Source organism: Streptomyces sp. NPDC006435, assembly GCF_040612315.1.
Taxonomy (GTDB): Bacteria; Actinomycetota; Actinomycetes; order Streptomycetales; family Streptomycetaceae; genus Streptomyces.
Window position 1 is genome coordinate 22693 of record NZ_JBEXPY010000036.1, and the last position, 14920, is coordinate 37612.

Below are 14920 nucleotides of genomic sequence, written 5' to 3' on the forward strand. Positions count from 1 at the left end.
CATCGCGCACATCGCGCGACCCCGCCCTGGCCGCTGCCGAGGGCGCCGCTGCCGATGCGGCCGCCCTCCTTCGCGAACGTGGAGTAGACGTCGGTGTTCATCAGAAGTCCCACTCGGCGTCGTCGGACGCGTCGTCACCGGCCGCGACCGCGGTGGCGAACGAGGCGCCCGCCATACCGGCCGTCAGCGTGGTGCCGTCCGCCGGGTCGATCAGGAGGAACGAGCCGGTGCGCCGGGAATCCGCGTACGCGTCCAGGGCGAGCGGTTCCGCGGTCCGCAGGACGACCCGGCCGATGTCGTTGGCGACGAGCCGGCCGGGCGCCGGGTGCTGGGAGAGGTCGTCCAGCGTGAGCCGCGAGGGGATGTCCTTGACGATCGCCTTGACCGTGCGGGTGGTGTGCTTGATCAGCACCCGTTGGCCGACGCCGAGCGGCTGGTCGGCGACGTGGCAGACGGTCGCCTCCACGTCCTGGGTGACCGCCGGGGCGTCGTCGGACGGGGCGATCAGGTCGCCGCGCGAGATGTCGATGTCGTCGGCCAGCCGGAGCGTCACGGACTGCGGCGCCCAGGCGATGTCCACGCTCTCGCCGAGCGCGTCGATCGCGGCGACGGTCGACGTACGGCCCGAGGGCAGTACGGTGACGGCCTCGCCGACCCGGAACGCGCCGGCCGCGATCTGGCCCGCGTAGCCGCGGTAGTCGGGGTGCTCGGCGGTCTGCGGCCGGATCACGTACTGGACGGGGAAACGGGCGTGGCAGGCGGTGAGGTCGTGGCTGACCGGCACCGTCTCCAGGTGCTCCAGGACGGTGGGACCGCCGTACCAGTCCATGTGCGCGGACGGCTCCACGACGTTGTCCCCGGCCAGCGCGGAGATCGGGATCGCGGTGATCTCCGGGACGCCGAGCGAGGCGGCGTACGCGGTGAACTCCTCGGCGATGGCGGCGAACACCGGCTCCGCGTAGTCGACCAGGTCCATCTTGTTGACGGCCAGCACCACGTGCGGCACCCGCAGCAGCGCGGCGACGGCGGCGTGCCGGCGGGTCTGCTCGACGACCCCGTTGCGGGCGTCGACCAGGACGACGGCCAGCTCGGCCGTCGACGCGCCGGTCACCATGTTCCGGGTGTACTGCACATGGCCCGGGGTGTCGGCCAGGATGAAGCGGCGGCGCGCCGTCGCGAAGTAGCGGTAGGCGACGTCGATGGTGATGCCCTGCTCGCGCTCGGCCCGCAGGCCGTCGGTCAGCAGCGCCAGGTCGGGCGCCTCCTGGCCCCGGCTGCGCGAGGCGTGCTCGACGGCCTCCAGCTGATCGGTGAGGACCGACTTGGAGTCGTGCAGCAGACGCCCCACGAGGGTGGACTTGCCGTCGTCGACGGACCCCGCGGTGGCGAACCGCAGCAGGGTGGTGGCCGACAACTGCTCGGCTGTGGTGGACATCTAGAAGTACCCCTCGCGCTTGCGGTCTTCCATCGCGGCCTCGGACATCTTGTCGTCGGCCCGCGTCGCGCCCCGTTCGGTGAGCCGGGAGGCGGCGATCTCGGCTATCACGGCGTCCAGCGTCGTCGCGTCCGAGTCGACCGCGCCGGTGCACGACATGTCGCCGACGGTGCGGTAGCGCACCTGCCGGGTCTCGACGTCCTCGTGCTCCTTGGGGCCGCCCCAGTCGCCGGCGGTCAGCCACATGCCGTTGCGGTTGAAGACCTCGCGGTCGTGGGCGAAGTAGATCTCCGGCAGCTCGATGCCCTCGCGGGCGATGTACTGCCAGACGTCCAGCTCGGTCCAGTTGGAGATCGGGAAGACCCGGACGTGCTCGCCGGGGGCGTGCCGGCCGTTGTAGAGCTGCCACAGCTCGGGGCGCTGGCGGCGCGGGTCCCACTGGGAGAACTCGTCGCGCAGCGAGAAGACCCGCTCCTTGGCGCGCGCCTTCTCCTCGTCGCGGCGCCCGCCGCCGAACACGGCGTCGAAGCGGTGCTGCTGGATCGCCTCGGTCAGCGGCACGGTCTGCAGCGGGTTGCGGGTGCCGTCCGGGCGCTCGCGCAGCTTCCCGGCGTCGATGTACTCCTGCACGGAGGCGACGTGCAGCCGCAGCCCGTGCCGGGCCACCGCGCGGTCGCGGTACTCCAGCACCTCGGGGAAGTTGTGCCCGGTGTCGACGTGCAGCAGCGCGAACGGCACCGGCGCGGGCGCGAACGCCTTGAGCGCCAGATGCAGCATCACGATCGAGTCCTTGCCGCCGGAGAAGAGGATCACCGGCCGCTCGAACTCGCCCGCCACCTCGCGGAAGATGTGCACCGCCTCGGACTCCAGCGAGTCCAGGTGGCTGAGTGCGTACGGATTGCCGGTGCCCTCCGACACGGTCGCGGCGGTCGTCATGCCGCACCCCTCTCGCTCAGCAGCGCGTACAGCTCCGCCGCGGACTCCTGCACGGTCTGCCGGTGCGACTCGATCCGCAGATCGGGCGACTCGGGCTCCTCGTACGGGTCGTCGACCCCGGTCAGCCCGCTGATCTCGCCCGCCGCCTGCTTGGCGTACAGGCCCTTCACATCGCGTTCGGAGCACACCTCGACCGGGGTCGCGACGTGCACCTCCAGGTACGGGGTGCCCTCGGTCTGGTGTCGCCCCCGCACCGCGTCCCGGCTGTCCGCGTACGGGGCGATGACGGGGACCAGCACCTTCACGCCGTTGGCCGCCAGCAGCTCGGCGACGAAGCCGATCCGCTGGACGTTGGTGTGACGGTCCTCGCGGGAGAAACCGAGCCCCGCGGAGAGGAACTCCCGGATCTCGTCGCCGTCGAGCACCTCCACCCGGTGGCCCTCGCCGCGCAGCCGCCCGGCGAGTTCGTAGGCGATGGTGGTCTTGCCCGCGCTCGGCAGACCGGTCAGCCAGATGGTGACTCCCGTCTCCGTCACGCTCATCGAAGTCTCCTGATCAGTCGTCATCAGTCGTGCAGCCCGCATTCGGTCTTGCCCCGGCCCGCCCAGCGCCCGGCGCGGGCGTCCTCGCCCGCCAGCACCCGGCGGGTGCAGGGCGCGCAGCCCACGGAGGCGTAACCGTCCATCAGCAGCGGGTTGGTGAGCACACCGTGCTCCGCCACGTACGTTTCCACGTCGTCCTGCGTCCAGCGGGCGATCGGCGAGATCTTGATCTTCCCCCGCCTGGCGTCCCAGCCGACGACAGGGGTGTTCGCCCGGGTGGGGGACTCGTCGCGGCGCAGCCCGGTCGCCCAGGCCGTGTACCCGGTCAGGCCCTCCCGGAGCGGCCCGACCTTGCGCAGCGCGCAGCACAGGTCGGGGTCGCGGTCGTGCAGCTCCGGCCCGTACTCGGCGTCCTGCTCGGCCACGGTCTGCCGGGGCGTGAGCGTGATGACGTTGACGTCCATCACCGCCTCGACCGCGTCGCGGGTGCCGATCGTCTCCGGGAAGTGGTAGCCGGTGTCGAGGAAGACCACGTCCACGCCGGGCAGGACACGCGACGCGAGGTGGGCGACGACCGCGTCCTCCATGGACGAGGTGACACAGAACTTCCGGCCGAAGGTGTCGGCGGCCCACCGCAGGATCTCGGTCGCGGAGGCGTCCTCCAGCTCCCGGCCCGCCCGGACGGCCAGCTCCTCCAGCTCTCCGGCGTCAGGCCCGGCGAGCGGCTGAGTGCCCGTCATATCTCGTCCCCTTTCCCGTCGTTGCCCTGCAGTCCCCGGGTCAGCAGCCCCAGGAACCCGAGCTTGAACGCGCGGTTGCAGGAGGCGCACTCCCAGGCACCGTGACCGGCCTCGTGCGGGCGCAGGTCCTCGTCCCCGCAGTACGGGCAGTAGAACGGTGCGGCGCGTCCGCTCATGACAGCGACTCCGCACTGGCGCGCGCCGCCCAGGTCGCGAACCGCTCGCCGTCCTCGCGCTGTTCCTGGAAGCGGCCCAGGACCCGCTCGACGTAGTCGGGCAGTTCGGCCGAGGTGACCTTCAGGCCGCGGACCTTGCGGCCGAAGCCGGCCTCCAGCCCGAGGGCGCCGCCCAGGTGCACCTGGTAGCCCTCGACCTGGTTGCCCTCGTCGTCCAGCACGAGCTGGCCCTTGAGGCCGATGTCGGCGGTCTGGATGCGGGCGCAGGCGTTGGGGCAGCCGTTGATGTTGATGGTGAGCGGCTCGTCGAAGTCCGGGAGGCGGCGCTCCAGTTCGTCGATGAGCGAGGCGCCGCGCGCCTTCGTCTCGACGATCGCCAGCTTGCAGTACTCGATACCGGTGCAGGCCATCGTGCCGCGGCGGAACGGCGAGGGCTTCACCTGGAAACCGAGCGCCTCCAGTCCGGCGGACAGCGACTCGACCCGGTCCTGCGCCACGTCGAGGATGATCATCTTCTGCTCGACGGTGGTGCGCACCCGGCCGGAGCCGTGCGCCTCGGCCAGGTCGGCGATCTTGGCGAGGGTGGAGCCGTCGACGCGTCCGACCCGGGGGGCGAAACCGATGTAGAACCGGCCGTCCTGCTGCTGGTGGACGCCGATGTGGTCGCGCCACCGGCTGCTGGGCTCCGCGGGCGCGGGGCCGTCCAGCATCGGACGCTTCAGGTACTCGTCCTCCAGCACCCGGCGGAACTTCTCGACGCCCCAGTCGGCGACCAGGAACTTCAGCCGGGCGCGGTTGCGCAGCCGGCGGTACCCGTAGTCGCGGAAGATCCCGACGACACCGGCCCAGACGTCCGCCACCTCGTCCAACGGCACCCAGGCGCCCAGCCGTTCGGCCAGCCGGGGGTTGGTGGAGAGGCCGCCGCCGACCCAGAGGTCGAAGCCGGGCCCGTGCTCGGGGTGCTCGACGCCGACGAAGGCGATGTCGTTGATCTCGTGCACCACGTCCTGCACCGGGGAGCCGGAGATCGCGGTCTTGAACTTGCGCGGCAGGTTGGAGAACTCCGGGCTGCCGATGTAGCGGGCGTGGATCTCCTCCAGCGCCGGGGTGCCGTCGATGATCTCGTCGGCCGCGATGCCCGCCACCGGGGAGCCGATCATCGTGCGGGGGCAGTCGCCGCACGCCTCGGTGGTGGAGAGCCCGACGGCCTCCAGCTTCTCCCAGATCGCCGGGACGTCCTCGATGCGGATCCAGTGCATCTGGACGTTCTGCCGGTCGGTGATGTCGGCGCTGCCGCGGGCGTACTCCTGCGAGATCTCGCCGATGACGCGCAGCTGCTCGGTGGTCAGCTTCCCGCCGTCGATGCGGACCCGCATCATGAAGTACTTGTCCTCCAGCTCCTCGGGCTCCAGGACCGCGGTCTTGCCGCCGTCGATGCCGGCCCGTCGCTGGGTGTACAGACCCCACCAGCGCATGCGTCCGCGAAGGTCGTTGGGGTCGATGGAGTCGAAACCGCGCTTGGAGTAGATCGTCTCAATGCGTGTCCGCACATTGAGACTGTCGTCGTCCTTCTTGAACTGCTCATTGCCGTTCAGCGGGGTGTAGTGCCCCAGGGCCCACTGGCCCTCGCCGCGGTGGCGTCCGGCCTTGCGGCGAGGCGCCGCGGGCGCGGGCTGTTTCGGGGTAGCGGCCATGACGGTACGTCCTTCGGGACTGCAGGAGGGCGGCTCTGAACTGCACACTCGCATTGAGGCGCGGCGGTGCGCAGGTCGTGCTGAAGAAGCGGGAAAAAGGGGGGAACTCGGCGGTGCTGGGACTCTCAGCCCGCCGGACAGATGGCGCTGGACATGCGGCCGAGGTCGACGTGACGTCGACTCACCAAGGCGATTCCAGTTCCGGGCATGACGGAAGCGTGGCACGCGTGTCTCGGGCCAGTCCACCACTATCCAAGATGTGGACGCGAGTGTCCTGGAATGTGGGACGGTGTGGCGCCCGTCACGCAGTGTGCCCGATCGGAGCCGTCCGTAATGGCCGCAATCTCCCCACATGGCGCCGGAAGCGGAGGGCCCGGTCCCGGTGGAATTCCGGGGCCGGGCCCAGGTGCGGGACGGACGGGGACGCCGGGCCGGGGACTACCGTCCGGCGCCCGGCCACGGCCCGGGGGTCGCCACGTCCGGCTCCAGCTCCACCTTCGTGTCGAAGAGCCGGAAGCCGCGCCGCAGGTAGTTGTCCATGGCGTGCGGCCCGTCCTTCGAGCAGGTGTGCAGCCAGACCCGCTTCGTCGGTGTCCGCTCCGGCCAGCGCTCCGCCAGGTCCCAGGCGCGGGCGACCCCGTGGGAGAGCAGGTGCCCGCCGATCCGGCGGCCCCGGAAGGCGGGGATCAGCCCGAAGTACATGACCTCGACCACCCCCTCGTCCTGCGGGTCCAGCTCGATGTACCCGGCCGGGGTGCCGTTCTCGTACGCCACCCAGGTCTCGGCGCCGGGCCGGCCCAGGGCCTCCTCCCACTGCGCGTACGTCATGCCGAGCCGGTCCGTCCACCGGATGTCGCCGCCGACCGCCGTGTAGAGGAACCGGCTGAACTCGGGGAGCGGCACCTCCGAGCGCACGATCCGTACGTCCCCCTCCGGGACGGAGGCGGGGCGCAGGTCGTCGGGGGAGGTCTGTTCCAGTGACCAGACGGTCACCTCGGTGGTGGCGGGCGGTGCGGTACGTGCGGGGCTGTTCATGGCTGCCAGGGAACCACGCCGCGCCGTCCGCCCCCAAGCCGGTCCCGAGTCCCGGACGCCCCGCCCGGCCGCGCCGGACCCGATCCGCACCGCCCCGGCCGCCCCGGACCCCGACGCGCAAGGCCCCGCCCGCACCGGAACCGGCGCGCCGTCCTCAGCCGATCGCGCGCCCGTCCTCAGCCGTTCGCGCGCGCCCGGACCACCACCGGGGCCGTCGAGTGCGGCAGCAGATCGGCCGGGTGGTCCGGAAGGATCACCTCCACCTCGACGCCGTCGCCGAAGCGGTACGGGCGGTGCGCGAGCACCTCCGCGAGATGGCGGCGTATCCGCGAGATCTCCGCCCGCACCGTCACCGTCCGGGTCGCGTCGCCGAAGATGTCCTGGGCGAGCTCGGACGCCGTGCGCCCCTCGCGGTGCAGCGCCAGGGCGTACAGCAGCTCCGCGTGGCGGGGCGAGAGCCGCTGCGTCCAGGTGCCCACCGCGCCCACCACGTTGACCGCGAGCCCGCGCGGCCTGCTCAGGTCCAGCACCACCCGCTGCGGCGCCCCGTCCGCCGGCCCGTCCGCGACCTGCACCAGCCAGCCGCCGGGCAACGGCTCGACCCGGCACATGCCGAGCGACGGCAGCCACACCCGTCCCGGCCGCAGCGACTTGGGCAGCGGCAGCCGGTCCACCGGCGGCATCCCGGTCACCGCCGCGAGCCAGCCGTTGGTGTCCACCGCCAGGGCCCGCCCGCCCAGTCGGCACAGCAGCGGCGCCGCCACCGAACGCAGCCGGTCGAGTGCCTGCAGATGCCGGTTCCTGATCTCGCTCTCGGCCAGCCGGGCGACCGAACCGACCAGGGCGAGCGTCGTCGGATGGAACGTGGACGCGGGGCCGCTCATGTCGACGATGCCCATCAGCCTGCCGTCCCGCGGGTCACGTATGGGGGCCGCCGCGCACGTCCAGTTGTGCAGCGTCCGCACGAAGTGTTCCGTCGAGTGCACCTGGATCGGGGTGCGCGAGATCAGCGCCGTGCCGATCGCGTTCGTCCCCGCGCTGGTCTCCGCCCACGTCGCGCCCTCCGACAGGCAGATGCTGTCCGCCCGGCGCAGCACCCGGGTGTTGCCCTGGCGCCACAGCACCCGGCCCTCCACGTCGGTGACCACCACGATCTGCTGGGCGGTGTCCGCCAGGGAGACCAGACCGTCGTTCAGCAGCGGCATCACCTCGCTCAGCGTCGAGGTCCGGCGCCGGTGCTCGATCTCCTCCACACCGAGCAGCACGCTCTCGGTCGTCTGGTCGGGATCGACGCCGTCGCGCACCATCCGGTCCCACGAGGCACCGATCTCGGCCCGCGGCGCGACCGCCGGACGGTCACCGGAGAGCCTGGCCTCCCTGGCCCGGTGGGCCAGGCGGACGGCCTGGGCGGACCCGGGGACGGCCGACCGCTTCACCCCGGCAGCACTGGTCTCCACGCTTGACTCCCCCCGCCCGACAGGGACTGCTCGACACTCCACGGTCCCATCCTGCCGCTGCGCGGGGCCCGATACAGCACACTCCGCACAATGGTTGCAACCCTTTGCAACTCTGGCGAGGACCCGCGGTTCCGTACGAGAGTGGGGGCACACCGTGCGGCGGAGCCTGTGTTCCCCGTCCGGTGTGCACAGCAAGGAGGGTGGTGCCGTGTCGGCGCAGCACCACCCTCCGTCGCTGTGCGTTCTTCCGGACGGCTCCCGTCAGCCCTCCTCGTCCTGCCGGTCGGGCCGGGCCCGTTCCACCACCGAGGCCAGGTCCAGGCTGTGCGGCAGCGTCCCGAAGGCCGCCCCCCAGTCCCCGCCCAGCCGGGACGCGCAGAACGCGTCGGCCACCTCCGGCGGGGCCCAGCGCACCAGCAGCGAGCCCTGGAGCACCAGCGCCATCCGCTCGGCCAGCCTGCGGGCCCGCGCCTCGATCCCATCCAGGTCGGCGAGTTCCGTCAGCATGTCCTTGATCGCCCGGTCCAGCCGGTGGTCGGCGCCGCGCGCCCTGCCGACCTCCTGGAGGAACGCGTTCAGCGCCATCGGCTCCCGCTGCAGGGCCCGCAGCACGTCCAGCGCCTGAACGTTCCCCGAGCCCTCCCAGATCGAGTTGAGCGGAGCCTCGCGCAGCAGCCGCGGCATCCCGGACTCCTCGACGTAGCCGTTGCCGCCCAGGCACTCCAGCGCCTCGCCCACCAGGGGCGCGCACCGCTTGGTCACCCAGTACTTCGCCGCGGGCACCGCGATCCGCAGGAAGGCCCGCTCGCTGTCCGTGCCGGCGTCGTACGCCGCCGCCAGCCGCATCGCCAGCACCGTCGCGGCCTCCGACTCCAGCGCCAGATCGGCCAGCACGTTGCGCATCAGCGGCTTCTCGATCAGCACCCCGCCGAACGCGCTGCGGTACGCGCAGTGGTGGACCGCCTGCGCGACCGCCTGCCGCATCAGCGCCGCCGAACCGAGCACACAGTCCAGCCGGGTCGCCGCGACCATCTCGATGATGGTGCGCACCCCATGCCCCTCCTCGCCCACCCGGCGCGCCCACGTGCCGTCGAACTCGACCTCCGCCGAGGCGTTCGACCGGTTGCCCAGCTTGTCCTTGAGCCGCTGGAGGGCGAAGGCGTTGCGGGTGCCGTCGGGCAGCACCCGGGGCAGCAGGAAGCACGTCAGCCCCCCGGGCGCCTGCGCCAGCACCAGGAAACCGTCGGACATCGGCGCCGAGCAGAACCACTTGTGCCCGGTGAGCAGGTACTCGCCCGCCGCGGCCAGCGGCCGGGCCCGGGTGGTGTTCGACCGCACGTCGGTGCCGCCCTGCTTCTCCGTCATGCCCATCCCGAGGAGCGCCCCGGCCTTCTGCGCGACGGGCCGCAGCCCCTGCTCGTACACGGACGAGGTCAGCAGCGGCTCCCACTCGGCGGCCAGCGCCGGATCGGTCCGCAGCGCGGGCACCGCCGCGTGCGTCATCGACAGCGGACAGCCGTGCCCCGCCTCGGCCTGCGTCCACACGAGGAAGCCGGCCGCCCGCCGCACGTGCCCGGCGGGCCGGTGCCAGGCGCCGGTGAGGCCCGCCGAGACGGCGTGGCCCAGCAGCCGGTGCCAGGCCGGGTGGAAGTCCACCTCGTCGATGCGGTGGCCGTACCGGTCGTGGGTGCGCAGCACCGGCGGATTCGCGTTCGCCCGCTCGCCCCACTCCTGCGCCTGCGCGGAGCCGGCGGCCCTGCCGAGTTCGCCGAGCTCGCCCCGGACCCCGGCCAGCAGACCGGGCGGAACGTGCCGCCGCACGGCCTCGGTGAGCACCCGGTCGGCGGCGAAGACGTCGTAGCCGACCAGCGGCGGGACCTGGTTGGACACTGTGTGGGTGGTGGCTGCCATGCCGATACGGTAAGGATGTGCAGGCAGCAAATGAAACACCCGAGCGGCCATCGGGGCGGCTCCACCGGGCCCGAGTCCTCTACCGCAACGTGTCCAAGCGGCAGATGGTCTGGCAGCTGCTCAAGGACACCGTCAACTCGTGCATGGAGTACCGCATCCTGGGACTCGCGGCCGAGGCGGCGTTCTTCACCCTGCTGTCCCTGCCGCCCCTGCTCCTCGGCCTGATCGGACTGCTCGGCTACGTCGACGAATGGACCAGCACCGCCACGGTCGCCTCCATCGAGCGCAACATCCTCAACGCCGCGCACACCGTGCTCAGCGAGCGCGGGGTCAACGACTTCGCCAAGCCGCTGCTGGCCGACATCACCACCGGCGCCCGGCCCGACGTCATCTCGATCGGCTTCGCGATCGCGCTCTGGTCCGGCTCCCGCGCGGTCAACGTCTTCATCGACACGATCACGGTGATGTACGGGCTCGACGGCCACCGGGGCATCGTCAGGACCCGTCTGCTCGCCTTCCTGCTGTACGTCGTCGCGCTGCTGCTCGGGGCCGTCGTGCTGCCGCTGCTGGTCGTCGGCCCCGACCGGGTCGTGGAGTTCGTCCCCTGGGGCACCGAACTCATAAGCATCCTGTACTGGCCGCTGGTGGTCCTGCTGTCGATCGCGTTCCTGACGACGCTCTACCACGTGTCCGTGCCGGTGCGTTCACCGTGGATCGAGGACGTGCCGGGCGCGCTGGTGGCGTTCGTCATGTGGGTGCTGGGCAGCTTCCTGCTGCGGATCTACCTCACCAGCACGGTCGAGGGGCCCACGATCTACGGCTCGTTGGCGGCCCCGATCGCCGTTCTGCTGTGGATCGGCATCTCCGCGTTCGCGGTGCTGGTGGGAGCCGCGGTGAACGCGGCCATCGACCGGGTGTGGCCCTCGCTGGCCACGGCCGCCGCTCGCGCGGTCAACGACCGGCTGCGCGCGGCCCAGGCGGCGGAACTGCTCGCCAGGGCGCAGGCGGAGAGCCGGGCGGCGTACTGGGACGAGGACGACGAGGAGGGCGACGACGAGGGCGATGACGAGGACAGCCCTTACATGCCCTCCGAGTTCCCGGAGCGCTGGTCGAAGTTCCTTCCGCCGGACGACGTGAAGTCCAGGCTGCAGCCGAGCCGCGACAAGGAGCCGGACAAGGAGAAGGACCGGGACGGGGACGGGGCCGGGGAACCGGACGGCGGTGCGGACCGGCCGCCCGGCGCGTGAGCACCCGGCCCGGCCGGCGTCATCCGGCGGGTGGCGCCGGCGGTGCGGCCGGTGCCGGAGGAGCGGCCGGTGCCGGAGGAGCGGGTGCGGCCTGCGGGGGCACCGGCGGGGCGTTCGTGGCCCCGGGAGCGGGCGGCGCCGCGTCCTCCCGCTCGGCCCCGGGGGACCAGGACAGCTTGACCAGGAGGTGGCCCTCCACCGCGCTCTTGGCGATCACGGCCCCGGCCTCCGCCGTGATCTTCACCCCGAACTCCAGCTCCACCCCGTCGGGTTTCAGGGCGCCGTCCCGGAACACCGCGAGCGCGGACTCGGCCGCGGACCGCATGCCCGTGAGTGCGCTGTCGAACGTACGACCGGCTCTGGTCAGGGTGTTGTCATCGCCCAGGGCGACCAGATTCGCGCCCTGCGCCTGACGGTCGACCTCGACCGTCACCGTCGCGCCGCTGTCGGTGGTGAACTCCATCAGTGCCGTCATGAGCGCCCCCGGGAAGCCGATTCCGTCCGCCGACGAGACTAGCGTGTGGGCATGGGCAACGGGTACGAGGAACGGGCGTCGCGGTTCGGCGGGGCGACCGTGTGGACGCTGGAGGTGCCGGGCGGCCGTGTCGGTCCGGTGCTGCCCGACGGATGCATGGACCTGCTCTGGATCGGCGGGCGGCTGCTCGTCGCGGGCCCCGACACCCGTGCCGCGGTCCCGGACGTGGAGGCCGGTGGACGGTACGCCGGAATCCGCTTCGAGCCGGGCATCGCCCCCGCCCTCCTCGGCGTACCGGCGCACGAACTGCGCGACCTGCGCACCGCCCTGGCGGACCTGTGGCCAGGTGCCCTGGTCCGCGAACTCACCGAACGCGTCGCCGAGGCCCCCGACCCCGCCGCCGCGCTGGAGGCCGTCGCCCTGCGCCGGGCGGCCGACACCGAGCCGCCGGACCCGCTGATGCGGGCCGTGGCCGCCCGGCTCGGCGCCGGAGGATCCGTCGCGGACACCGCGCGCACGACCGGTCTCGGCGTCCGGCGGCTGCACCGGCGCTCGCTCGCGGCCTTCGGCTACGGGCCCAAGACGCTCGCCCGGATCCTGCGGCTGCAGCGGGCACTGGCCCTCGCCCGGGGCGGGACGCCCTACGCCGAGGCGGCGGTCGCGGCGGGCTGCACCGACCAGGCCCACCTCGCCCGGGAGATGCGCGCCCTGACCGGCACCACCCTGACCGCCCACCTGGCGCGGGGCACGTCGTGAGGGCCCCGCACGGCCGGGACGCCGCTCCTCCCGCGACCCGTCCGGGCCGGGCGGGTGCCGTGCCTCCGGAACCCGCCCTTCCCGCGATCCGCCCCGCCGGGTGAGGTCTCAGCCGTTCGCGGCGAACAGCGACACCTCGCAGCCGTCCGGGTCGAGGACCGTCGCATAACGCTGCCCCCAGGCCGCGTCCCACGGCTTCAGCCGCCCCTCGTGACCGGCGCCGGTCAGTTCGTCGTACACCGCGTCCACCTCCGCCGGGCCGTCGCAGCGGAAGGCGAGCCCGAGGCGCTGCCCGTCGGCGGGCTCGGTCCACCCGGGGTCGAACGAACGGATGACGTCCTCGGTGTCCCACATCAGGCGCATGCCGCCCGGGAGCGTCGCTTCGACATGGGGCGCGGAGTCGGCGTCGGCGGGGATGTCGAGCCCGAGCCGACGGTAGAAGGCGAGCGAGGCGGCCAGGTCCTTGGTGACGATGCCGATCGCATCCATGCGTGGAGTCATGCCCCGAACCCTAGGGCGGGGCCGGGCCCGGGTCTTGTAAGAAACGGACACCTGCCCGGACGGGCCCGGCCGCCCCGGCGCACGGACCGAGGGGCGGACCCGGCCGGGGCCGGTGCGGTGGGTTCCGGTCCGGGCCCGCCCCGCGCGTCACGAGGGCGCGGGACCGTCCACGCAGTCGGCGGGCGACGTGCCCGGGTCGGTCAGCGACAGGCCGAGCAGGGCGCGTTCGGTGACCCAGCGGCTCGGACGGTGGCGCGGGTCGTCCGTCGTGCGGTGCAGCGCCCGGTGCAGCTCCAGCATCCGTCCGGCGCCGACCCGGTCGCCCCAGGCCAGCGGGCCGACGGGGTAGCCGAGCCCGGCGGTGACGGCCAGATCGATGTCGCCGGGGGAGGCGATGGAGCGCTCCGCGATCCCGGCCGCCACCGACACGATCGAGGCGAGCAGCCGCTGGGCGACCGAACCCGCCGTGTCCCGCACCACCGAGACCGCGTGGGGCTCCTCGCCGTCCGTCGGCCGGGCCAGCACCGCGCGGGCGTCGCGCGCGGCGGCCGGGTCCGCCGCCGGGGTCACGGCCAGCACCCGGCGCCGGCCCGCCGCGGGCAGCGGGTCCACCCCGAAGGTGCGCGCCGCGGGCAGCCCGTGCCCGGCGACCGCCCCGGCCACCGCGGTGCCCCAGACCGGGACCAGCACGAGGGCGTCGGCCGACGGCCCGTCACCGGTCTCCACGACGGCGCCCGCAGCGGTCAGCGCCGTCCGCAGCGCGTCCGCGTCCCGGCCCCGGCCCTCGGCGGCGTGGACGAACACCGGGCGGTCCGGGTCACCGGTGACCGGCGGCTCCGGGGCGGGGGCGGGCGCCTCGGGACCGTACGCGTACCAGCCGCGCCCGGTCTTGCGGCCGTGCAGCCCGGCCGCCACCCGGTTCGGGGTGAGGTAGGAGGGGCGGAGCCGGTCCGCGTGGCGGAAGCCCTGCCAGATCGAGTCGATCACCGCGGCCGTCACGTCCAGCCCGGTGAGGTCCATCAGCTCGAACGGGCCCATCCGCAGCCCGAGCACGTCACGGGCGATCCGGTCGATGTCCGCCGGTGCGCCGACCCCCTCCTCCAGCAGCGCGAGCGCCTCGGTCACCAGCCCGCGCCCGGCGTGGTTGACGAGGAAGCCGGGGGTGTCGGCGACGGTGACCGCGCGGTGGCCGCAGCCCTCGACGAACGCGGTGAGGGCCGGCGGGATGTCCGCGCGGGTGGCCGCGCCCGGCACGATCTCGACGATCCGCATCAGCGGCACCGGGTTGAAGAAGTGCAGCCCGGCCAGGCGGCCCGGGTCCTTCAACCCGGCGGCGATCCGGGTGACCGACAGGGACGAGGTGTTGGTCGCGAAGACGGCCGTCGCGGGCAGCGCCCGCTCCAGCCGGCCGAAGACCTCCGTCTTGGTGTCGAGGTCCTCCCGCACGGCCTCGACGACCAGCTCGACGTCCGGCCCGTCCGCCCACGGGTCGTCGAGCGGGACCAGGCGCGCCGCGGTGGCGTCCCGGTCCCCGGCGGACAACCGGCCCTTCTGCACGGCCCGTTCGAGCATGGACCGTACGAAGTCCAGGGCTTCCGTCACCGCCTGGGGGCGTACGTCGCACAGCTCGACGGTGTGTCCGGCGGTCGCCGCCCACTGGGCGATGCCGCGGCCCATGGCCCCGGCGCCGACGATCCTGATGCGCATGGTGGTTGCGGTCCTCTCGGGGATGGCGTGTGATCCGTCTCAGCGAAGATAGACGCGCTCCGGGGCCACGTCCTCGCGCGGCGGCCGGAGTCCGGCCGGGGCCGGCGGCAAGGCGGTCCCGGCCGTGCCGCCCACCGCCGAATCCGTCCTGTCGTTCCGTTCCGTTGCGGCAGCGGTGCTCCTTCGGCCCTCCGTGCGCTTCCCGGTCCTCGCGTCGCCCCACCGTGTCAGCGGCCATTGATCGCTGTCCAATACCGAATTAAGGTCGCATCGAGACGGCCGGGCAATGAATGGGCTGCCGGACCGAC

At 73.1% G+C, this 14920-nt stretch carries 15 protein-coding genes; 2 read left to right on the plus strand and 13 right to left on the minus strand.

All coding sequences use genetic code 11. The features are described 5' to 3' along the window. Window positions 1-100 precede the first annotated feature (100 nt). The 10 genes from ABZZ04_RS29065 to ABZZ04_RS29110 form a co-directional block, all read right to left on the minus strand. Window positions 101-1435 carry a GTP-binding protein gene (locus tag ABZZ04_RS29065; RefSeq protein ID WP_356935191.1) on the minus strand — a complete coding sequence of 445 codons (1335 nt, stop codon included), beginning with the start codon at window positions 1433-1435 and terminating at the stop codon, window positions 101-103. Next, a complete protein-coding gene (gene cysD, locus ABZZ04_RS29070; RefSeq protein ID WP_148840068.1) occupies window positions 1436-2371 on the minus strand; it encodes a sulfate adenylyltransferase subunit CysD in 936 nt (311 codons plus the stop codon). After that, on the minus strand, window positions 2368-2937 hold the full coding sequence (gene cysC, locus ABZZ04_RS29075) for an adenylyl-sulfate kinase (protein ID WP_356935192.1): 570 nt from the start codon (window positions 2935-2937) through the stop codon (window positions 2368-2370). Before cysC ends, cysD begins: the two co-directional genes overlap by 4 nt. Continuing rightward, entirely contained in the window at window positions 2937-3653 is a 717-nt protein-coding gene (locus ABZZ04_RS29080; protein WP_356935193.1) for a phosphoadenylyl-sulfate reductase, read from the minus strand. Before ABZZ04_RS29080 ends, cysC begins: the two co-directional genes overlap by 1 nt. Continuing rightward, the gene (locus tag ABZZ04_RS29085; RefSeq protein WP_356935194.1) at window positions 3650-3829 is read right to left on the minus strand and encodes a hypothetical protein; all 180 of its coding nucleotides are present in this window, start codon (window positions 3827-3829) and stop codon (window positions 3650-3652) included. Before ABZZ04_RS29085 ends, ABZZ04_RS29080 begins: the two co-directional genes overlap by 4 nt. Then, window positions 3826-5523 carry a nitrite/sulfite reductase gene (locus ABZZ04_RS29090; protein ID WP_356935195.1) on the minus strand — a complete coding sequence of 566 codons (1698 nt, stop codon included), beginning with the start codon at window positions 5521-5523 and terminating at the stop codon, window positions 3826-3828. Before ABZZ04_RS29090 ends, ABZZ04_RS29085 begins: the two co-directional genes overlap by 4 nt. A gap of 125 nt (window positions 5524-5648) precedes the next feature. Then, window positions 5649-5732 carry a putative leader peptide gene (locus ABZZ04_RS29095; protein WP_316248393.1) on the minus strand — a complete coding sequence of 28 codons (84 nt, stop codon included), beginning with the start codon at window positions 5730-5732 and terminating at the stop codon, window positions 5649-5651. Between the two features lie 229 nt (window positions 5733-5961). Further along, a complete protein-coding gene (locus ABZZ04_RS29100) occupies window positions 5962-6558 on the minus strand; it encodes a GNAT family N-acetyltransferase (protein ID WP_356935196.1) in 597 nt (198 codons plus the stop codon). A 176-nt stretch (window positions 6559-6734) separates the two neighbouring features. After that, the gene (locus ABZZ04_RS29105; protein WP_356935197.1) at window positions 6735-8015 is read right to left on the minus strand and encodes a GAF domain-containing protein; all 1281 of its coding nucleotides are present in this window, start codon (window positions 8013-8015) and stop codon (window positions 6735-6737) included. Window positions 8016-8276: 261 nt separating this feature from the next. Then, window positions 8277-9926 carry an acyl-CoA dehydrogenase family protein gene (locus ABZZ04_RS29110; protein WP_356935198.1) on the minus strand — a complete coding sequence of 550 codons (1650 nt, stop codon included), beginning with the start codon at window positions 9924-9926 and terminating at the stop codon, window positions 8277-8279. Window positions 9927-9943: 17 nt separating this feature from the next. Here ABZZ04_RS29110 and ABZZ04_RS29115 point away from each other — a divergent pair, with 17 nt between their 5' ends. After that, window positions 9944-11173 (plus strand): YihY/virulence factor BrkB family protein, encoded by a 1230-nt coding sequence (locus tag ABZZ04_RS29115; RefSeq protein WP_356935199.1) that lies wholly within the window; start codon window positions 9944-9946, stop codon window positions 11171-11173. Between the two features lie 19 nt (window positions 11174-11192). On the opposite strand, the gene ABZZ04_RS29120 is transcribed toward ABZZ04_RS29115, so the two are convergent. Then, window positions 11193-11648, minus strand: coding sequence for a CU044_2847 family protein (locus tag ABZZ04_RS29120; protein WP_356935200.1), 456 nt, complete (start codon window positions 11646-11648; stop codon window positions 11193-11195). 51 nt (window positions 11649-11699) lie between these two features. Here ABZZ04_RS29120 and ABZZ04_RS29125 point away from each other — a divergent pair, with 51 nt between their 5' ends. Next, complete coding sequence (locus tag ABZZ04_RS29125) at window positions 11700-12404, plus strand: AraC family transcriptional regulator (RefSeq protein ID WP_356935201.1); 705 nt, start codon at window positions 11700-11702, stop codon at window positions 12402-12404. 108 nt (window positions 12405-12512) lie between these two features. On the opposite strand, the gene ABZZ04_RS29130 is transcribed toward ABZZ04_RS29125, so the two are convergent. Continuing rightward, window positions 12513-12905: a VOC family protein gene (locus ABZZ04_RS29130; RefSeq protein ID WP_356935202.1), complete on the minus strand. Its 393-nt coding sequence runs from the start codon at window positions 12903-12905 to the stop codon at window positions 12513-12515. 147 nt (window positions 12906-13052) lie between these two features. Continuing rightward, window positions 13053-14612 carry a 3-hydroxyacyl-CoA dehydrogenase gene (locus tag ABZZ04_RS29135; RefSeq protein WP_356935203.1) on the minus strand — a complete coding sequence of 520 codons (1560 nt, stop codon included), beginning with the start codon at window positions 14610-14612 and terminating at the stop codon, window positions 13053-13055. Window positions 14613-14920: the final 308 nt, after the last annotated feature.